This window comes from Methylobacterium fujisawaense, from assembly GCF_039619325.1.
In the GTDB taxonomy this organism is placed as follows: Bacteria; Pseudomonadota; Alphaproteobacteria; order Rhizobiales; family Beijerinckiaceae; genus Methylobacterium; species Methylobacterium fujisawaense.
The window spans coordinates 1,022,235-1,041,578 of the sequence record NZ_CP155000.1 but is presented as its reverse complement, the minus strand read 5'-3'; the positions used below and the strand labels follow the sequence as shown (position 1 = coordinate 1,041,578).

Below are 19,344 nucleotides of genomic sequence, written 5' to 3'. Positions count from 1 at the left end.
CCGCCTCAGGCGGCATCCACTTCGCTGAGAGATCGCCCCGCATGATCAAGCTGACCGCCGTCGCGGCCCTCGCCGCCGGCCTGTTCCTTCCCCTTTGCGCGCCCGCCAGCGCGGAGCCCGGCACGCATAACGGACGGTGGTCGGTGGAACTGGTCACGGAAACCGGTCTGTGCAGCGCCCGCTACACCTACGCGCTCGCCATTCGCGAGGGTCACGTGCAGCTGATCTCCGGCGCCGCCGGCGCGCAGGTGAACGGGCATGTCGGGGCCGATGGCAGCGTCGGGCTCACCGTCAACAACGGCACCGCGAGCGGCACGGGAACGGGGCGGCTCCGGGCCGGGAGCGGCGCGGGGACCTGGAAGGTCTCGTCCCTCTGCTCCGGCCACTGGACCGCGCGGCGCAGCGATACCCGCACCGCGCAGGCCGACTGAGACCGCTCAGACGGCGGCTGCGAGCCAGGTGCGCGCCTCGTCGATGCGGGCCCGCTCGAACACCTTGATCTGGGTCGGCGAGACGAAATTGAAGGTTTCGGCCAGCGCCTTGAGCCAGGGCGCGTCCGTCACCAGGGCGACGTGGCTGACGCTCTTCATCATCGAGAAGCCGAAGCGCGGATCCTTGAAGAAGGCGGCCGGCTCCATGCCCTCGAAGGCGCGGATGTCCTCGAGCAGCTTGATCTTGCCGCCCTTGTCGAGGTCGGCCTTCATCGCCGTCATCATGGCGTTCATCTCTTCGTCGGTGATCTTCCCGTCGACCACGATCTCGGCGACGTTGGAATCCGGCGTCTTGGTATAAGTCAGCACTGATCGCTCCTCCGGGAACCGCATGCGTCCCGGCCAATCTCCGGCCGGGATCCGCCGCCCGTCGCCCGAGTGTCCTACAAAAAGCTCTGCGGGTCGACATCGATGGCGACCCGGACGTTGCCGCGCACCTTCGGACCCCGGGCGATCCAGGCGCGCAGGTAGGCCTGCAGATCGACGTTGCGCTCGGTCTTCACGAGCAGGCGGAAGCGGTATCGGCCGCGCACCAGGGCCAGCGGCGCCTCGGCGGGACCCAGCACCATCACGCCCTCCGGCGGCTCGGCCGCGCGGGCCAGCGCCTGGCCGTGGGCCTCCGCCACCTCGCGCTCGGTCGCCGAGACGATCAGCGCGGCGAGCCGCCCGAACGGCGGAAGGCCCGCCGCCTCGCGGGCCTGGATCTCCTCCGCGTAGAAGCGCTCGGCATCCCCCGACAGGAGGGCCGCGATCACGGGATGGTCCGGCTGGTAGGTCTGGACGAGGGCGCGGCCGGGCTTCTCACCGCGGCCGGCACGGCCGGTGACCTGCTGCAGCAGCTGGAACGTCCGTTCCGCGGCCCGCGGATCGCCCGAGGTCAGGCCGATATCGGCGTCGAGCACGCCGACCAGGGTCAGGAACGGGAAATTGTGGCCCTTCGCCACGAGTTGCGTCCCAATCACGATATCGCATTCGCCGGCTGCCACGGCATCGAGTTCCTGCCGCAGGCGCTCCGCGCCGCCGGGGAAGTCGCTCGACAGGACGACGACGCGCCGGTCCGGAAACAAGGCCGTGGCCTCCTCGGCGATCCGTTCGACGCCGGGGCCGCAGGCGGTGAGATTGTCGAATGTGCCGCACTCGGTGCAGGCCTCCGGCCGGCGCTCGGCATAGCCGCATTGATGGCAGACCAGCGCCCGGCGGAACCGATGCTCCACCAGCCAGGTCGAGCAGTTCTTGCACTGGTAGCGGTGGCCGCAGGCCCGGCAGAGGGTCAGGGGCGCGTAGCCCCGGCGGTTGAGGAACAGCAGCGCCTGCTCGCCGCGCTCCAGGGTGCTCTTCACGGCGTTGACCAGCGGCGGGCTCAGGAAGCGGCCGCGCTCGGGCTGGTCGAGGCGCATGTCGATGGCCGCGATGTCGGGCAGGCGCCGCCCGCCGAAGCGCTCGGGGAGCAGGATGTGCCGGTAGCGCCCCCTTGCGGCGTTGACGCGGGTCTCGATGGCGGGCGTCGCCGAGGTCAGCACCACCGGGCAGGACTCGAGACGGCCGCGCACCACCGCCATGTCGCGGGCATGGTAATGGACGCCGTCCTCCTGCTTGTAGGCGGTCTCGTGCTCCTCATCGACCACGATCAGCCCCAGCCGTGCGAAGGGCAGGAACAGGGCCGAGCGCGCGCCGACCACCACCAGCGCCTCGCCCTCGGCCACCGCGGCCCGCAGGCGCTCGCGACGCCTGCCGCCGATTCCGGAATGCCACGCCGCCGGCCGAACCCCGAACCGGGCGGCGAAGCGGTCAAGAAACTGGGCCGTCAGCGCGATTTCCGGCATCAGGATCAGTGCTTGGCGGCCCGCCCGGATGCAGGCGGCCACGGCCTCGAAATAGACCTCGGTCTTGCCCGAGCCGGTGACCCCCTCCAGCAGGACGGGCCTGAGATCGGCCGAATCCTCCGCCGGCGGCCGGTCCCACGGAAAAGGCGCGACCAGAGCCGCCACGGCCTCGGCCTGGGCGGGCGAGAGCGGCGAGCGCGGGAAGTCCGGATCGGGCCGCGGCGCGACCGGCTCGGGCGCGACCGCCACGGTCTCCAGGGCACCGTCGTCGATGAGCCCGTCGACCACCGAGAGCGAGACCCCGGCCTCCTTGGCCAGGGCGCTCTTGCCCCGCAGACCGCCGTCGGCGGCCGCGGCGAGGACCTTGGTGCGGGCCGGGGTCGGCCGGGCCGGGGGCTTGTCGGTGATGCGCACGGCGACCCGGGCGGTCTCGCCGGCCGCCGCCTCGTCGGGCAGGCGCAACACCATGGCCAGCGCCGAGCCTTTCGGCGCCAGCGTGTAGCGGGCGATCCAGTCGACGAGGCTGCGCAGCGGGTCCGACAGGGGCGGGAAAGGCAGGCGGTCGGTCACAGGCCGCAGGTTCGAGCCGCCGGGGCTCTCGGCCACGCCCCAGACGACCCCGACGATCTCGCGTGGTCCGAGGGGCACCTGCACCACGTCGCCGGCGGCGAGGTCGAGCCCGGCCGGCGCCACGTAGCTGTAGGGTGTATCGAGGGCCAGCGGGATCAGGATCTCGGCGACGACGGGCATGCTGGGCTTTTCGGGCGGGTCCGTTCCGGGTCCGTACCACAGGCCCGGGAAAAGAACCCGCCGCTTCAGCGGTCCCGCAGCCCCGGCACCAGCGGCAGGGCCGCGAGACTCAGGGCCGCCATCGCCCAGAAGGCGGAAGCCCCGAAGGACCCATAGAGCGCCCCGGCGGCCAGGGTCGCGGCGACGCCGGACAGGCCGAGGCCCAGGGTGCCGTAGAGGGCCAGCGCGGTCGTCCGGAGGTCGGCCGGCGTGGTGGCTTCGATGAGCCCGAGGCAGGCGAGGTGCAGGAGAGCGAAGCTCACCCCGTGCAGGGCCTCGACGGCGGCGAGCCACGGGATCGCGGTCGTGGAGCCCAGCACCGCCCAGCGGACGGCCCCCGCGCAGGCCGCGGCCGCGACGCCTGCCGCAGGGCCGATCCGCGCCAGCAGGGGCGGCCCGACCAGCAGGAAGACCAGAACCTCGGCGGCCACCGACACTGACCAGAGGAGGCCCGCGGTGGCCGGCGCGATCCCGGCGGAGCGCCACAGGATCATGGCGAAGCCGTCGTGCATCGCGTGGGCGCCGATCACCAGGGCGGCGACCAGCACCGTGCGGCGGAAGCGCGGCAGCGCGATCAGGGCAGCGAAACCGTGCCACGGCGCCCCGGCCCGGGTCGTTCGGGCTCGATCCGCCGGCAGCGCCAGGGCCGACGCACCGGCGGCGAGGAACAGGCCGCCGCTCGCGACGAGGGCGGCGGCGAGGCCGAAGATCCCGATCGACCAGCCCGCGGCGGCGGTGCCCGCGATGAAAGCGGCCGAGCCCGCGCCACGGATCCAGCCGTACTGGAACGCCGCCCCGCCCCGTGCGGCCGCCAGGGCCAGCGCGTCGGCGAGCGGCGCCGGGGCCGCGGTGCCCACCGCGTAGAGCAGAGCCGGCGCGATCAACTGCGCCAACCCGACGCCCGGCAGATGCGCCAGGGTGCTGAGCCCCGCCAGCGCGAGACTCGCCGCAAGAATGGATCTGCCGGCGCGATGGCGGTCGGCGAAGGCGCCGGCCAGCGGCCCGATCCCGAGGCGCAGCGCACCCGCGGCAGCGAGAAGAAGGCCGATCTCAGCCGGCGTCAGGCCACGGGCCGCCAGGAAGCCCGGCAGGATCGGCGACAGAACGCCATAGGCACCGTAGAGCGCCGCATACAGGACGAGGAACCGGGGGAGCCCGCCACGTCGTTCCGCCCCTGGCGCCCGCTTCTGCATGGGCGGAACGTAGTCCGGCAGGCCTCCCGAAGTCAGGTCAGCAGGGGCGACGGACGGCGTAGCGGTAGCGCCGCCCTTGCGCGTCGAGCAGCTCGCTGTCGGGACCTTCCTGCCAGACGACCTCGTCCTCGGGCCCCGCCGCGTTGGTCAGGGTCGCCCCACGGACGATGTCGAGGCTGAGGCCGAACCCGTAATTGGTGGCGGTCGCGTCGGTGATCGCGGCCGTGATGTCGGCCTCGTCGGGCAGGCAGGCGAACAGGACGCCGTCGGCGATGGCGAGGGTGTAGGTTTGCACGGATGGGCTCCAACAGGCTCGAAGAGCGTGGACCGGCACGGGAGCGCCCAAACCTAGGCATCGCCACCGGGATGTGAAGGCTTCCCACCGAAATGCTGCATTGCAGCATTTCGTGAGGACAAGCCCTGCGCAAGCCCGCCGCGCCGCGTCTCACCGCCCCAGATGGCTATCGAAGAACCGCGCCATCTCGCCGAACACCTCCTTGGTCTCCGGGGCGTCCGGGGTGAAGAGGTACTGGGCGTGGGACATGCCCTCGAACACCTGGAGGGACGCCTCGATCCCGGCGGCGCGCAGCTTCCGATGGGTGCGCACGGTGTTCGACAGGAACAGGTCGCGGGTGCCGGTGATCAGGATCGCGGGCGGCAGGCCGGCGAAATCGCCATAGATCGGCGAGAGCTGCGGGTCCTTCAGGTCCCGACCGGCGGCGTAGAGCTTGGCGGCCGGCGTCAGGTAGCCGGAATAGCTGACGAGGACGTTGTCCAGCCACTCGTTGGTCCGGTAGCTGTCGCCGGTCTCGGTCATGTCGGACCAGGGCGTGCCGAGGCCGATCGCCGCCGGCAGCGCGAGTCCCTCGGACTTGGCGCGGAGCATCAGAGCCAGGGTCATGCCGCCGCCCGTGGAGGTGCCGAACACCGCCATGTTCTGAGGCTTCTGCATGGTCAGCATGGCGCGCCACACGGCGGTCGCGTCGTCCATGGCGGCGGGGTAGGGGGCATCCGGCGGCATGCGGTAATCCACCGCGATGACCTTGTAGCCGCCGAGGCCGGCCATCAGGATCGCCTCCAGCGTGCCGGACTCGCCGGGATTGTAGACGTAGCCGCCCCCGTGGATGTGCAGGAGCAGGCGGTTGCGGTTGGCCTCGGGCATCTGCCGGGGCTGGATCACGAAGGCCTTCACGCCACCGATCACGGCGGCCTCGCTGGTGACGCCGAGCTTCTCACGCAGGGCGGGGAGGGCGGCGGCGCTGGCGGCGGCCAGCCGGTCGACCAGGGCCTTCCAGGCCGCGGCGTCCGGCGGGTTCGCGTTCCAGGCCGGCACGCGGTAGGGCGCCGCCACAGCCGTGCGGAATTGCGGACTCGTCGTGTCGGCGGGCACCGGCACGACCTTGGCCGGTACCGTCCGTGGCCCCGGCGCGGCATTGGCCGCTCCGATCTCGGCCTCGAGCTGCTCGAAACGGGGAACTGGCCTCTCGGCGGGTGCGGCCTGCCCGAGGGTGGCGTGGGTTCCGCAGGCGATCATCAGCAGCGCGGACAGGCTCAGGCGCATCTCGGTTCCTCCTGGGCAGCCCGGTCTGCGGACCCGTCTCGGCGGGGGCCGGCTGCGTGGATCCATGAAGTATCCGACGGGGCGGACCGCGACAGCGGCCCCGGTTACGATCACGGCCGTGCGTTCACGCTTCGAGGCGCGGCAGCGCAGCCGGGGTGGCCGGCTCGACCACCAGGGTCGCCGGCACGGCGCCGTCACCGGCCAGCGCCTCGGCGATCGCCTCGGGGGCGATCGGGTCCTCGGCGGCAGAACCGGCGAGATCCGGCGTGATCCGGGCGGTCTCCCGCCGTGTATCGGTCTCCGCCGCGGCGTGCTCGTCGGCGACGCCGGCCACCGCCTCGGGGGCGATCAACCCGATGGCCGCCGCATGCTCGGCCATGGCGACGCTGTCGCCGGCCAGCACCAGGCTCGATCCGGCCCGGGCGACGGCGCCGGCGAGGCGGACGATCTCCTCGACCCGGGCCGAGTCGCGGGACACGTTGCGGATGTAGACTGCCAGCACCCGCCCGGGATTCTCCTCGACGATCTGCGCGTAGACCTCCGGATCGTGCTGGCCGCTGTCGCCGATCAGCACGAAGGGCAGATCCCGGTAGAGGGCGAGCATGTGGCGGATCAGCGCCTGCTTGTGGTCGGTGGCCCGGCGCGGCAGCGGATGCGTCCAGGACAGGCCCCATTCCCTCAGGAACAGCACCGGCCCCGCCGGAATGCCGTGGCGCTGGAAGAATTCCGACAGCATTTCGTAGAGGCCCCAGGGGGCCCGGGAGACGTAGAGCATTGGGTTGCCCTCGCCGCCGCCGGCGCCCGCATGCAGGGCCCGGTAGAGGGCGGCGACACCCGGGAAGGCGACCCGGCTCTCGGCATCCTCCACGAACAGGCGCCAGAGCATCGTCAGCTTGTTGGCGACACCGGTGCGCATGACCGTGTCGTCGATGTCACTGACGACGACGACACGGCACTGGTCGGACGGGATGAACACCGCGCCCTCGGCGGGGATCGGCGGGTCGGCGTCGAGAAGGAGGTCGACCGCGTGCCACTCCCCCGGCGCAGCCGGTCGCGTGCGCGGGTGCAGGTGCAGACGGAAATAACCGTCGCGGTCGGTCTCGACCCGGACGGCGTCGTCGCCGAACCGGGCGGTCACGGCGGCTCCGGCAATCGCCCGCCGGGCGATGCGGCGCCGCAGGTCGCGCCATTGCGCCCGCAGGGAATCGGGATCCTCGCCGGGGATCCCGGGCGATTGCCGGAAGACGCGACCGATCAGGAATACCTCATCGCATGAGCCGTAGCCGCGGTACGGCTCGACCACGAGGCCACCCGGTCCCTTGCCGCCCCGGCCCTGCGCACGGCGGACCGGCCGGGTGAGGACCCGCAGCGCCTTGGTGGCGCCCCTGCGCACGCGTGAGGCCATGGACCGGCCGCTCCCGGGCGCTCAGGCCTGCGGCAGTTCGGGGCTGAGCCCCATCGCGTCGAGGCCCTCCTCCAGCAGATCCCCGGCGTCGGGCGAGCCCAGCAGCTCCCGCACGGCGCCCTCGCCAGCGGCCTCGCGCTCGCGGGCGAAGCGCACGGCCTCGCTCCACTCCTCGGGCTCCATGTCGCCGCGTCCGATATAGAGAAGGGCGAGCAGCTCGGCCCGGGAATCGTCGTCGAGCCCGGCGATCAGTCCCCGGACCTCGGATTCCGTGGCGTCGTCGGTGCCGGAGGTCAGGACGTCGGTGGACCCGTCGTCGATCGGGTTCGAGCCCGAATCCGGATCGGTGTTGCCCTCCTTCACCTCGATGGCGCGCAGCCGCATGACGATGTCGGTGACGGTTTCGACGGCGATATCCATGCGCTGATCTCCGAACGCTGACAGGAGCGGCCAAGCGGGGCCCTCAAGCCGCGACAACGGACGAGCGGGCCCGGGGTTCGCCCCATCCCCATCGAAGGCGCGGTGCGTGGTCCGCGCCACTTCCCGGTTCGACCACCGTAGGATAGAGCCTGCGAGACTATTTCGATAACCGGGTCAACATCGGCGATAGACGTGGTTTCTATAGAGTCTGCTGGAACATCCTTCGCCGATACCACCGTCTCCTGCGTACGCGACTCAAGGTCTCGGCGCTCGGCCGGGCGCCACAGGCACGTCGGCGCCCTCGCGGGGCTCTGGGGAGTGGCCGGATCCGTGCTGCTTGGACCGGTCCCCGCCGAGGCCAGGCCCGCGAGCTACGAGGGCAGCGCGCCGAGTTGCTTCCTCACGGGCGGCGGCGCCCTCGAGATCTGCCGGGATGGCTCGGAGGCCGAGGGCGTCCTGATCGCGCCGGCGCCCTGCGCATTCGTACGCGGCGTTCAGCTCCTGCGGCTTGCCCGTTCCGAGGCACCGGGCCCGATCCAGGCCCTGTTCCAGGGGCAGACCCCGGTGGCATCCCGACGGGACGAGCCCTGCCCGGAGCGCCGCGCCACGGACAGCCGGGATGGCGGCGCCCTGCGCACCGGGCGGACCTTCGAGGCCTTGGTCACGACGCTGCCGCCCACGGCCGACCGGTTCTGGGTCGACCTGCCAGAGCAGAGCACGCGGGCGCGCGGCTGGTCCGAACCGACACCGACGGCCGAGGGGATCGGCCCGCGCGACCCGATCGCGGTGACGGGCCGCACCTGGGCCGGGGAGGCCTACAGCTACGTCTTCCTGCTCGGGCAGGAGCGCGTGGGCGTCAGCGGCGGGGACGATGCCGAGACCGGGCGCCGGGGCCGCCGTCGGCGCCGGCGAGCGGAGCAGGACGCGCCGGCGTCCGGCCCGGCCGATGTCCGCCGCCGCGTGCAGATCGAGGCCCGGACCCTCGATTTCCAGACCTTCGAGATCCGCACCCGCACCGCGGACGGGTACGGCCTGGCCTGGACGCCGTTCGAGGCGGGCGCGGGCCGCGGGCGGCGCAGCGACCCGCCCGCCCCCGCCGCGGTGATCGACGAGGCGGGCAAGCCGGTGACCTCGGCCTGCACGGCCCCGGCCTTCGAGACCCACGGGCTCGCCGGTTCGATCAGCGTCGTGGATCGCACCTATCACTACGTCTACACCGACGTGCTGCCCGAGGATTGCGGCCTCGCCCCCGAGAAGCGCCGCACCGGGCTCTTCCTGCGCACCGCGCAGGACCTGTCCGGTGCGAAGGTCTGGTCGACGGCCCGCAAGCTCGCCGGGCCGCTGCCGCCCGGGTCCCTCGTGCGGGTGGCCCGGGCCAAGGGCTTGCAGCGCTGGGCGGTCTCCTACACGTGCCAGCGGCCCGCCAACGCGCCGGGCGGCCCCGTGGCGGACATCTGCCTCCAGTACACCGCCGACATGAACCTCGATGGCATCGGCGCCCTCAAGCTCTACGCCGATCCGGTCGAAGCCGGCCGCTCGCCGGCCTATCTCGGACTGCGCTCGGGGGGCGACGGCAGCGGCCGGTACGATCGGAGCGCGCATTTCTGGATGACGGACGCGGAAGGCAACCTCGACACGCCGGCGATCTATCCGAACAAGGCCGGGTTCCTGACCTGGCTCGACCGGCTCGCTCCGACCGCCTCCGGCCGCGACACGTCGAGCCTCTACGGAAGGCCCGTCTACTGGGCGACGTGGACGGTGCGCCAGATCGGCGCGCAATAAGTCGCGGGAGGCGCTATATGGGCGGCCGACAAGCCGCGCGCGGCGTGCCTGACGGACCCGATGGAAACCCATATCGACCTGTGGTTCGCCGCGAGCATCGTGGCGATCTCGTTGCTCCTCTCGGCTTTCTTCGCGGGCGCGGAGACGGCCTTCACGGCCGCGTCGCGGGCGCGGATGCACGCCCTCGAACAGGCGGGCGACCCGCGGGCCGCGATCGTCAACCGCATCCTGGCGATCCGCGAGCGCTTCATCGGCGCCATGCTGATCGGCTACAACATCGTGGCGATCGGCGCCTCGGCCTTCACCACCAGCGTGCTCACCGCGCTGTTCGGCAAGAGCGGCGTGATCTACGCCACGGTCGGCATGTCGGTGCTGGTCATCGTGTTCGCCGAGGTGCTGCCGAAGACCCTCGCCATCTCCAAGCCCGACAAGGCGGCGCTGCTCACCGCCCGGCCGGTGGCCTTCGCGGTGGCGCTGATGGGCCCGCTGGCCATCGCCATCGAGCACCTCGTGCGGCTCATGCTGAAGCCGTTCGGCGTCACCATCGGCGAGCACCAGTCGATCCTCACCGCCGCCGAGGAGCTGCGCGGGCAGGTGGCGCTGATGCACCGGGAGGGGGGCGTCGCCAAGGCCGAGCGCGACATGCTGGGCGGCCTCCTCGACCTCTCGGACCTGTCGGTGTCCGACGTCATGGTCCACCGCACCAAGATGCGGGCGATCGACGCCGACCAGCCCTCCGAGGACATCGTCCGCGCCGTCCTGTCCTCGCCCTATACGCGCATGCCCCTGTGGCGCGGCACGCCGGAGAACATCGTCGGCGTGCTCCACGCCAAGGACCTTCTGCGGGCGCTCGACGCGGCGGGGGGCGACGCCTCGGGCCTCAAGGTCGAGGCGCTCGCCCTGGAGACGTGGTTCGTGCCGGGCACCACGTCCCTGCGCGCCCAGCTCAAGGCCTTCCTCACCAAGAAGACCCACTTCGCCCTGGTGGTCGACGAGTACGGCGAGGTGATGGGCCTCGTGACCCTGGAAGACATCCTGGAGGAGATCGTCGGCGACATCGCCGACGAGCACGACGTCACGGTCTCGGGGGTGCGCCCGCAGGGGGACGGGTCGGTGAACGTCGATGGCGGCGTGCCGATCCGCGACCTGAATCGCGCGATGGACTGGAAACTCCCCGACGAGGAGGCGACCACGATCGCGGGCCTCGTCATCCACGAGGCCCGGACCATTCCGGATCAGGGAACGGCCTTCAACTTCCACGGCTTCCGCTTCCAGGTGCTGCGGAAGGCCAAGAACCGGATCACCACGCTGCGCATCACGCCGCTGACGGCGACCGGGCTCCAGGCCACCGCTCAGCCGGACGCGCAGCGCGACGCGGTGTGATGCCGCGTCCGGGCGGCGGCTTCGACGCCGCTGCGTCCGCGCGCCTCAGCCCGGCATCGCCTCCAGCCCCTCGGCGCGGATCCAGTCCCGGGTGCGGTCGAGCGCCCGGCCGAGCCGGTCGAACAGGGCATCGATCTCATCCGGCGCGATGATCAGCGGCGGGCAGACCGCGACGCGGTCGCCGGCAAGCGCCCGCACGATCAGACCTTCGCCCTGCGCGAAGGCGACGCAGCGCGCAGCGACGCCGGCCTTGGGGTCGTATTGCCGCTTGGTGGCCTTGTCGGCGACGATCTCCAGGCCGCCGATCAGCCCGATGCCCCCGGCCTCGCCCACGAGGTCGTGCCCGGCCAGCGCCGAAAGGCGACGCTGGAACTGCGGTGCCTTCTCGGCCGCCCCCTCGATGATGCGGTCGCGGCGATAGATCTCGATGGCCTTCAGCGCCACGGCCGCGGCCACCGGGTGTCCGGAATAGGTGGTGCCGTGGCCGAAGGTGCCGATCTTCTCGCTCTGGCCGACAAGCGCTTCGTAGAGCGGTTCGTCGATGCTCACGCCGCCGAGCGGCATGTAGGCCGAGGTCAGGGCCTTGGCGAAGGAGATCGAATCGGGCCGGGCACCCAGCGCCTCGCTGCCGAACCACGTGCCGAGCCGTCCGAAGCCGCAGATCACCTCATCGGCGATGAAGCGGACCTCGTATTTCGCCAGCACCGCCTGGATCGCAGAAAAATAGCCCCGCGGCGGCACGATCGCGCCGCCCGCGCCCATGACCGGCTCGGCGATGAAGGCCGCCACCGTGTCCGGCCCCTCCCGCAGGATAGTCTCCTCCAGTTCGGCGGCGAGGCGGGCGGAATAGGCCTCCTCGCTCTCGCCCGGCTCGGCGCCCCGGTAATGGTGGGCGGCGGAGACGTGCAGGAAGCCCGGAAGCGGCAGGTCCCAGTCGGCGTGATTCGCGGCGAGCCCGGTCATCGACGCACTGGCGACCGTCACGCCATGGTAGCCCTTCTGCCGGGCGATGATCTTCTTTTTATTCCGGCGCCCGAGGGCGTTGTTGTAATACCACGTGAGCTTGACCTGCGTGTCGTTGGCCTCGGATCCCGAAGAGGTGAAGAAGATCTTCGAGGTCGGAACCGGCATCAGCTCCTTGAGCGTCTCGGCGAGTTCGATACCCGGATCGTGGCTGCGGCCGGAGAACAGGTGCGTGAAGGGCAGGCGCGCCATCTGCGCCCGGGCCGCCTCCACCAGCTCGGCGTTGGAATAGCCCAAGGCCGTGCACCACAGGCCGGACATGCCCTCGATATAGGGACGCCCCTCGGTGTCGTAGACATGCACACCCTCGCCGCGCTCCAGAACCAGCGGACCGACCTGTCGGTGCGTCGACAGGTTGGTGTAGGGGTGGAGAACGGTTTCGACGTCGCGGGTCGCGAGATTCGAGAGCATGGTTCGCAAGGTCCTCGTGCGAGGGTCACCGCCGCCACACTACCGACCCGATGCCCCGGCAGGTAGCCCGAAGGACCCGCGGCCGGCCGTTACCGGACGCATGCCGCCCGCGACCGCCTCTGTTGACGCCCGACCGATGCTCAATCCGGAAACGTTCGTCGCACAACCCGCCCCCGGCCGCGCCTGCGGCGCCTGCACGCTCTGCTGCAAGGTCTACGACGTGCCCGCGGTGGAGAGCGTGGCCGGACAATGGTGCCGGCACACCAGGGCCGGCCAGGGCTGCGCCATTCACGCCACCCGGCCCGACCATTGCCGGGCATTCCACTGCCTCTGGATGACGGAAGGCTGGCTCGGACCGGAATGGAAGCCGGATCGCGCCAAGATGGTGCTGAGCCTTGACCCGCTCACCCGCAACATGAACGTCCAGGTCGATCCCGGCCAAGCGGGCGCGTGGCGGCGCGAACCCTATTACGGGCAGCTCAAACGCTGGGCCGTCGCCTCGGTGCCGCTGCGGCGGCACGTGCTGGTCCACGTCAACAAGAGCACCACCGTCGTCCTGCCGGACCGCGATGTCAGTCTCGGGGTGGTCGGCGCCGACGAGCGCATCGTCACCACCGACCGCATGACCCCGCAGGGCCCGAGCTTCGACGTCCGGAAAGTCCCGGCCTGAGCCCACAGGCCCGGACCGGAGGAGCCCACTCTCAGGGGCTCATGGACACGTGACCGCTCCGTTTCAGCGCTCCGGGCCGGACGCCCGTCAGCCGGGCGGATTGCCTGTCCGGCAGTCCGGTGCCCGGCGCCTCCGGCACCGTGGATGCGCCCCGGATGGGGACGCGACAGCGCGGCATCCCCACGCCGGACTCGGCGGGGAGGCGGGCCCGACGCGCCGCCGGCGCCGCCGCGGCGCGGTCGCGATGAGATGATGCGCGCGTCTTGCGGAACCGGCCGGTTTGCTCAAGTGATCGGGCATGACGACAGTTCACGATCTCAGCGTGTCCGCGGCCGACGGCACGCCTTACCCGCTCGCGCAGCATCGCGGACAGGTGCTGCTCATCGTCAACACGGCCTCCCGCTGCGGCTTCACCCCGCAATATGAGGGCCTGGAGGCGCTGTGGCGCCGATACCGGGAGGAAGGTCTGACGATCCTGGGCTTCCCCTGCAACCAGTTCGGCGCCCAGGAGCCGGGCGACGCCACCGAAATCGCGCAGTTCTGCTCGCTGCGCTACGACGTGAGTTTCCCGGTCCTCGCCAAGATCGCGGTGAACGGGCCGGATGCCGATCCGCTCTACGCCCATCTTACCCAGGCCCGACCGGGGCTGTTCGGCACGCGGGTGGTCAAGTGGAACTTCACCAAGTTTCTGGTGGGTCGTGACGGCCGGGTCATCGCCCGTTTCGCGCCCGGGACGAAGCCCGCGGCCCTGGAGGCGAAGATCCAGGCGGCCCTGGCCGCGCCAGCCTGAGCCGCGTCGGCGAGACCCGGGCGTCAGACCGCGTCGAGATCCGCCGCCTCGGAGGCGGGAACGCGGCGTCGATCGATCCGCTCGCGAGCCCGCAGCACCGTCCGCAGGGACGCGACCGGGAAGGGGCGCACCGACTCGCGCAGGATGCCCGTCAGGAAGCGGATCTCGGCGATCTTGCGCAAGGTCAGGTCGGGGGCACCGGCGCTCTTTGCCCTGCGTTCGAGGTCCGAAAGAGCGTCGAAGAGCGCGTATCGCGCGGGTAGATCCCGGAACGATTGCTTCGAGGCAATCAGCGTCGCCAGTTCGCCTTCAAATCTGCATCGGACAGGCTGATCGGAACGCATTGTCGTCTCGAACACAATGTGCGCCGACCGTAAAACAGTGTTCGCGGCTTGTCAGCCGCTGAAGCCGACCGGGCGCCGCGAATGCCGGATTGTTGCCCAATTGCATCTGCGCGACCGACCGGATTTCCGGTCTCGGCTCAGCCTTCGACACCGACGAACGCGGCTGCCGCCTCGAACTCGATCCGGCGCACCGCGAGGCGTACTTCCGCCTCCGCGTCGCGCCCCCAGACGGCAGCCTGGTAGGTCTCGTCGACGTGAGCGGCGTCCCAGGCTTCCGCCGGGGCCAGGCGACCACGCAGCACCGCCAGCGCGATCAGAAGGGAGCCGGTCAGGGTGGTCAGGGTGTGCAGTCCGGCCAACCGGAACGGATCCGTCACCGCATTCACCGCCGTGGAGAGGGTCTGGATCGTGTCGGCGGGCTGCTCGACATGCATGACGCCCTCGCTCAGGATCACCCGCGCACCGAACTCGTCCCGCGCCCAGGCGAGGATCGGGTCCCAGGCCGCCGCCTGCGCCGCCACGAGGCGCTCCGGGTCACCAGCGCGGTAGGCCACGAGATCGGTGCCGGCATAGGCGCAGAGATCGGCCGCCACCGCAGCCAAGCGGGGCGTGACGCCGTCGATCGCCGTGTTGGCGAGCCGCGTCAGCGGCATCTGTGCCGGGTCGATCGCAGTGTCCTGGGCCGCCCATTCCGCCGCGACCCGCTCGGCCAGGGCGCGGCTTGGGAGCCGCAGCGGGTTGCGGGCCGGCGTGTTGGCCGGACGTCCGTCCAGGGTCAGCCGGAATCCGTCGGCCTCTTCGGAGAAGCCGGCCTCCGTGTAGAACCGCCGGGGCAGGGCGGGCTTGGAATGGCCCCGGGCCGCACGGATCGGGTCGGGCCGCGCGCCGTCGCCCGGTTCGCCGAGCCAGTCTGTCGTCTGATCGCTCATGGACGCGAGATAGGCGTTTCCGGCCCGGCGCGCGAGCCTTTCACCGTCAGCCGCCCGTTGCGAGGCCCTCGAGAAGCCGCACCTCCAGCGCAGCGGCCGTCGGGACGACCGTCACGGCCCCGGCCCCGTAGAGCGCGTCCGGCGGATGATACCCCCAGGCGACCCCGATGGCCGTGGCACCGGCCGCCACGCCCATGGCGATGTCGAAGGTCGTGTCGCCCACCATCACGGTCGCCTCCGGCGCGCAACCGGCCTCGCTGATCGCCTGCCGCAGCATGGTCGGGTCCGGCTTGGACGGCGCGTCGTCGGCGCTCTGGGTCGTGGCGAACCACTCCGCCCAGCCGTGATGCGCGATCAGCCGGTCGACGCCGCGCCGCGACTTCCCCGTCGCGAGGCCGATCAGCACATCCCCACGGTCATGGAGCCGGGTCAGCAGGTCGGCCATCCCGGGGAACAGGGGTTCCTCGTGGGCCGGATCGAGCCGAAGGCGGTTGTAGGCCTGCTTGTAGCTCTCCGAGAGTTCCGCAACGGGGCCGTCCTCGCCGACCAGACGCCGGAAGGCCTGCGGCAGTGACAGGCCCACCACGGACAGCGCCTCGCGCCGACCCGGGGCCGGCAGGCCATTCTCCGCGAAGGCCACCTCCTGGGCCGCCACGATCAGGTGCTGGCTGTCGACGAGGGTGCCGTCGACGTCGAAGACGACGAGCCTCATCGCCGACGACGCGCCAAAGCCCGCCCCGACGGCGCGGATGGGCGGATGTCGGCCTCGGTCACGGCTTCCGGCCCGGCTGTGCCGGCGCGGCCGCGGCGGGCTGACCGCCGGGAACCCGGGTCCGCTCGTAGCCGAGCCGGCAGCGGATCAGGAAACGCCGGCGCTTGCCACCGCGCAGGCCGCGCTGGTGCGAGGCACGATTGCAGGCCGCATAGGAACGCCGGCGGCGCTCCGCGCGGGAACTCGGGGCCGGGCGCTGCGCGGCCTGTGTGGGCGCCGCATTCGCGGCGGGAGCGGCGGGCGGATGCGGCGACGCCGCCTCGGCCGGATGGGCGCCGTTCGCGGTCGGCGCCGCCTTGGCTGCCTCGCCCGGTGCGGCGTGCGCGATCGGCCCGGTGAGGCACAGGGCGGCGAGGCAGGCCAGCATCGCGAGCTTCATATGTCAGGGTCTCGAACCGCCGGAAACTGGCCCCGCAGCGGATCGGCGGGGCGCGGGCAGCATATGAGGCGGCACGGCCGATTGCCAAGGCATGCGCGGCACGGCCCACCCCGATGACGGGTCACTTTCACCGGGGATACCGCAGCGCACATCTCCCGCGACAATGATTTGGGGGATGGAAGGGGGATCCGGCGATCAGGCTCCTGCGGCTGCCCGCTTTGATGCGCGAAACCGACCTCTCACCGGAGACCGAGACCGCCTCACGGAGCGGTCCTCTGAGCGGGGATCCCGCCATCCGGCGCGTCGCGTCGCCGCAGTGGCACCTGGGCGATCGTTTGAAGCGAGCGCAGGCGCCCATCTTTGTTGCCCCCTGCGTGCCGGCACGGCGGCGCATGCGCGACGGACCGCCGGAGCCATCATCCCTATCCGCCAGCGAAGCTTGCAGGAGACTCGACCGGACGGGCGATCCTCTCGTCGTGCATCCGGGCCGAGGTGAAGATGCCGCCTTCGTGACGCGCATTCGGCCGATGCGCGACGGGCACGGCGAAGCGGTTCTCCTGCCCGACCCGGGTCGTGGCCGCAGCCCAGGAGGTCCGGCGCGGACTCGACCAGGCGCGGGACCGTCGCGACGGCATCCCGGACGCGGCCCCGACGGCGATCGGCGGGTCGCGCCACAGGCGGCGGGCGAAAGTCCCGGACACACTGACGGACCCGGCCGTGCCCTGGCTGCCCGCTCAGACTTCCGGGGCCTCGACGATCGGGTCGTAGCGGGTGGCATCGAAGCCCAGCAGGTTCCAGCTCTGCGCCATGTGGGGCGGTAGCGGCGCGCTCACGTCCACGGGCTTGCCGGTGCGCGGATGCGGGATGACGATCCGGCGGGCGAGCAGGTGCAGGCGGTTCTGGATGCCCCCCGGCAGCTCCCAATTCTCCACGGAGAAGTATTTCGGGTCGCCGACGATCGGATGGCCGATATGGGCCGCGTGGGCGCGCAGCTGGTGCGTCCGTCCGGTCACCGGCTTGAACGACAGCCAGGACAGCTTCTGGGCGGCCTGATCGACCATCGCGTAGTAGGTCAGCGCGTGGCTCGCCCCCTCGTCGCCGTGCTTGGCGACGCGCATCCGCGCGTCGGCGTCGGTGGGCTCCTCCTTGGCCAGGTAGGTCGAGACACGCCCCTGCCGGACCCGCGGCACGCCCGCGGTCAGCGCCCAGTAGATCTTCCGCGCGGCCCGGGACCGGAAGCTCTTGGCGAGCGTCGCGGCGGCGAGCCGGGTCTTGGCGACGATCAGGCAGCCGGCCGTATCCTTGTCGAGCCGGTGGACGAGGCGCGGCTTCTGGCCATCCGGGCCGGTGAGGGCGGCGAGCAGGCCGTCCACGTGCCGGACAGTCCCCGAACCGCCCTGGACCGCGAGGCCGAAGGGCTTGTTGAGGATCATCATGTCGGCATCCTCGTAGAGGATGAGCGACCGGATGAATTCGGCATCGTCCTGCTCGCGGGCGGCGTTGCGCGGTCGCTCGGAGGGCTGGTCGAGGCGCAGCGGCGGCACGCGCACGCTCATGCCCGGCTCCAGCCGATCGTTCGGCTTGGCGCGCTTGCCGTCGACGCGCAGTTCGCCCTTGCGGACGATGGTCTGCACGCGGGTGAAGGGCAGGAGCGGGAAACGCGCGGTGAGGAAGCGGTCGATCCGCATGCCGGCCTCGTCCGGCTCGACCATCAGGGTCTGCACCCCGGAGGCGAGGGTCGCGGAGGCGGCCGCGCGCTGCTCGCGGCGGGTCGGACCCGGTGTCGGCGCGGGGGAAGGGGCCGGGGCAGGCGCAGGGGCCTCCGAGCGCTTGGAAACGGGCCGGCTGCCGGGCTTCGCCGCCAGCGGACCGCGCGGCGCGGCTGTGTCGCGCCGCGGCTTCGCGGGCCGGGCCGGGGCTGCGGCTGCGGCGCCCTGCGCACCCCAGGGATCGCGCGCACCCGCATCGTCGCCGCGATTGCGGGCCGCGCGCTCTGCAGCGTCGCGGGCGCTGGTGCGCGGGCCCGTACGGGCACGGCCGTCGGCCTGGAACTTGCCGGGCTTGAACTTGCCCGCATCGAACTTGCCGGCCTGAGGCTTGCGCCCCTTCGGCCCGCCGCTTTTGGGAGGTCGTGTCGTCATGCTTCCGCCGGCACCCGTCTCCGCTTCGGACGGAGCGTCCGGGCGCATGGGCCGCGGCGTCGCGGACGTCCGGACCGATGGGATTGCACGGCTGTAGCATCGCCCGCGCGCAGCGGCAAAGGCGGCAGCGCGATCGCGCCCGTCAGGGCTCCGCGTCCCACGCCGCGCGGAGCCAGGCCTTCAGGCCGGTCGGGAAGAGTTCCGGCCCGCCCGGGACGTCGAGCCCGTCGAGATCGCACCACCGCGCCACGCAGGCGGTGCCGCAATCCTCGTGGAAGACGAAGCGCTCCTGTCCGTCGAACCGGCCGGGCGGCAGGGCGACCGGGAACAGGAACAGCACCTCGTGCCCGACCTGCCCCTCGTGCAGGAAGATGTTCTCCACGACGCGCGGGCCGCCGAGCACCGTGACGGTGATGCCGAGCTCCTCTTCGAACTCCCGGATCAGCGCGTCCTCGGCCCTCTCACCGAATGCGACGCTGCCACCGAGGGGCCGGACACCTGTCAGCCGCCCGTCATCCGCATGGATCTCCGCCACCAGCAGGCTATCGCCGCGCCGGGGGAGCCCCAAGGCCTTCACGCGGATCTCCGCAGGGGGACGCCAGACCGTCATGCCGAAACGGCTAGATCGTTCCCGACGGCGCCGCAACGAACCGGCGGGCCGCCGCATCGATCCACGACAACTCCCGGACGTGCGGTTGACGCCCGGACGCACGACGGCCAAGCTGTTCCTCGACGGTTCCCCTCGGGGATCAAAAGGGAACGCGATGAGGGGTCCGCCCCGAAGCCGCGGCTGCCCCCGCAACTGTAAGCGGCGAGCCCTTCACCACCACGTCACTGGGTCACCCCGGGAAGACGGTGCGAGGGCGGCGACCCGCGAGCCAGGAGACCTGCCGTCAGCCGTGGTCACACGCGAAACGCGCCGGGCGGGGTGTCCTGGCGGGTGTCGAGGCGCCGTCGATCCCGAGGGGAGACGGCCGCCGAGGCCTCGTTCGCGGTGACGTGCCACAGCAAGCGCGCCCGCGACGCCGTTCCCATGTC

At 71.8% G+C, this 19,344-nt stretch carries 19 protein-coding genes and 1 riboswitch; of the genes, 5 read left to right on the top strand and 14 right to left on the bottom strand.

Translation table 11 applies throughout. The annotated features are described in order from the left end of the window. Positions 1 to 41: 41 nt before the first annotated feature. A complete protein-coding gene (locus ABC766_RS04890) occupies positions 42 to 431 on the top strand; it encodes a hypothetical protein (protein ID WP_043352078.1) in 390 nt (129 codons plus the stop codon). Between the two features lie 6 nt (positions 432 to 437). Here the strand turns inward: ABC766_RS04890 and ABC766_RS04885 are convergent, their stop codons facing one another. The 7 genes from ABC766_RS04885 to ABC766_RS04855 form a co-directional block, all read right to left on the bottom strand. After that, positions 438 to 800, bottom strand: a complete 363-nt coding sequence (locus tag ABC766_RS04885) for an STAS/SEC14 domain-containing protein (RefSeq protein ID WP_043352080.1) — start codon at positions 798 to 800, stop codon at positions 438 to 440. 74 nt (positions 801 to 874) lie between these two features. Next, the gene (locus ABC766_RS04880; RefSeq protein WP_053610932.1) at positions 875 to 3,064 is read right to left on the bottom strand and encodes a primosomal protein N'; all 2,190 of its coding nucleotides are present in this window, start codon (positions 3,062 to 3,064) and stop codon (positions 875 to 877) included. 65 nt (positions 3,065 to 3,129) lie between these two features. Further along, complete coding sequence (locus ABC766_RS04875; protein WP_345821345.1) at positions 3,130 to 4,296, bottom strand: MFS transporter; 1,167 nt, start codon at positions 4,294 to 4,296, stop codon at positions 3,130 to 3,132. A 37-nt stretch (positions 4,297 to 4,333) separates the two neighbouring features. Further along, complete coding sequence (locus ABC766_RS04870; protein ID WP_043352044.1) at positions 4,334 to 4,591, bottom strand: hypothetical protein; 258 nt, start codon at positions 4,589 to 4,591, stop codon at positions 4,334 to 4,336. A 150-nt stretch (positions 4,592 to 4,741) separates the two neighbouring features. Continuing rightward, a complete protein-coding gene (locus tag ABC766_RS04865; protein ID WP_345821341.1) occupies positions 4,742 to 5,857 on the bottom strand; it encodes an alpha/beta hydrolase in 1,116 nt (371 codons plus the stop codon). Between the two features lie 124 nt (positions 5,858 to 5,981). Next, positions 5,982 to 7,262 (bottom strand): App1 family protein, encoded by a 1,281-nt coding sequence (locus ABC766_RS04860; RefSeq protein WP_345821338.1) that lies wholly within the window; start codon positions 7,260 to 7,262, stop codon positions 5,982 to 5,984. Between the two features lie 21 nt (positions 7,263 to 7,283). Next, complete coding sequence (locus tag ABC766_RS04855; RefSeq protein WP_043352051.1) at positions 7,284 to 7,682, bottom strand: DUF3775 domain-containing protein; 399 nt, start codon at positions 7,680 to 7,682, stop codon at positions 7,284 to 7,286. Between the two features lie 330 nt (positions 7,683 to 8,012). Between ABC766_RS04855 and ABC766_RS04850 the strand changes: the two genes are divergently transcribed. Together ABC766_RS04850 and ABC766_RS04845 are read left to right on the top strand one after the other, a co-directional pair. Next, the gene (locus tag ABC766_RS04850; protein WP_287090507.1) at positions 8,013 to 9,464 is read left to right on the top strand and encodes a hypothetical protein; all 1,452 of its coding nucleotides are present in this window, start codon (positions 8,013 to 8,015) and stop codon (positions 9,462 to 9,464) included. A gap of 60 nt (positions 9,465 to 9,524) precedes the next feature. Further along, complete coding sequence (locus tag ABC766_RS04845; RefSeq protein ID WP_043388750.1) at positions 9,525 to 10,847, top strand: HlyC/CorC family transporter; 1,323 nt, start codon at positions 9,525 to 9,527, stop codon at positions 10,845 to 10,847. A 45-nt stretch (positions 10,848 to 10,892) separates the two neighbouring features. Here ABC766_RS04845 and ABC766_RS04840 read toward each other — a convergent pair whose 3' ends face one another. Further along, positions 10,893 to 12,281 (bottom strand): aminotransferase, encoded by a 1,389-nt coding sequence (locus ABC766_RS04840; protein WP_345821334.1) that lies wholly within the window; start codon positions 12,279 to 12,281, stop codon positions 10,893 to 10,895. 136 nt (positions 12,282 to 12,417) lie between these two features. Here ABC766_RS04840 and ABC766_RS04835 point away from each other — a divergent pair, with 136 nt between their 5' ends. Both ABC766_RS04835 and ABC766_RS04830 read left to right on the top strand, forming a co-directional pair. Beyond that, positions 12,418 to 12,951, top strand: a complete 534-nt coding sequence (locus ABC766_RS04835) for a hypothetical protein (protein WP_043352059.1) — start codon at positions 12,418 to 12,420, stop codon at positions 12,949 to 12,951. A 298-nt stretch (positions 12,952 to 13,249) separates the two neighbouring features. Further along, complete coding sequence (locus tag ABC766_RS04830; RefSeq protein WP_043755956.1) at positions 13,250 to 13,741, top strand: glutathione peroxidase; 492 nt, start codon at positions 13,250 to 13,252, stop codon at positions 13,739 to 13,741. A 23-nt stretch (positions 13,742 to 13,764) separates the two neighbouring features. Here the strand turns inward: ABC766_RS04830 and ABC766_RS04825 are convergent, their stop codons facing one another. The 6 genes from ABC766_RS04825 to ABC766_RS04800 all read right to left on the bottom strand — a co-directional run bounded on the left by ABC766_RS04825 (position 13,765) and on the right by ABC766_RS04800 (position 18,883). Continuing rightward, positions 13,765 to 13,923, bottom strand: a complete 159-nt coding sequence (locus tag ABC766_RS04825) for a hypothetical protein (protein ID WP_342145431.1) — start codon at positions 13,921 to 13,923, stop codon at positions 13,765 to 13,767. A 299-nt stretch (positions 13,924 to 14,222) separates the two neighbouring features. Further along, positions 14,223 to 15,014, bottom strand: a complete 792-nt coding sequence (locus ABC766_RS04820) for an ATP12 family chaperone protein (RefSeq protein WP_345821331.1) — start codon at positions 15,012 to 15,014, stop codon at positions 14,223 to 14,225. A 46-nt stretch (positions 15,015 to 15,060) separates the two neighbouring features. After that, on the bottom strand, positions 15,061 to 15,726 hold the full coding sequence (locus tag ABC766_RS04815) for an HAD-IA family hydrolase (protein ID WP_342145429.1): 666 nt from the start codon (positions 15,724 to 15,726) through the stop codon (positions 15,061 to 15,063). 58 nt (positions 15,727 to 15,784) lie between these two features. Further along, positions 15,785 to 16,165: a hypothetical protein gene (locus ABC766_RS04810; RefSeq protein ID WP_342145428.1), complete on the bottom strand. Its 381-nt coding sequence runs from the start codon at positions 16,163 to 16,165 to the stop codon at positions 15,785 to 15,787. Between the two features lie 734 nt (positions 16,166 to 16,899). Next, on the bottom strand, positions 16,900 to 18,306 hold the full coding sequence (locus ABC766_RS04805) for an RluA family pseudouridine synthase (protein WP_345821328.1): 1,407 nt from the start codon (positions 18,304 to 18,306) through the stop codon (positions 16,900 to 16,902). Between the two features lie 142 nt (positions 18,307 to 18,448). After that, positions 18,449 to 18,883: an NUDIX hydrolase gene (locus ABC766_RS04800; protein WP_427902289.1), complete on the bottom strand. Its 435-nt coding sequence runs from the start codon at positions 18,881 to 18,883 to the stop codon at positions 18,449 to 18,451. 139 nt (positions 18,884 to 19,022) lie between these two features. Further along, positions 19,023 to 19,215: riboswitch (cobalamin riboswitch) on the top strand. The last annotated feature ends 129 nt before the right edge of the window (positions 19,216 to 19,344 follow it).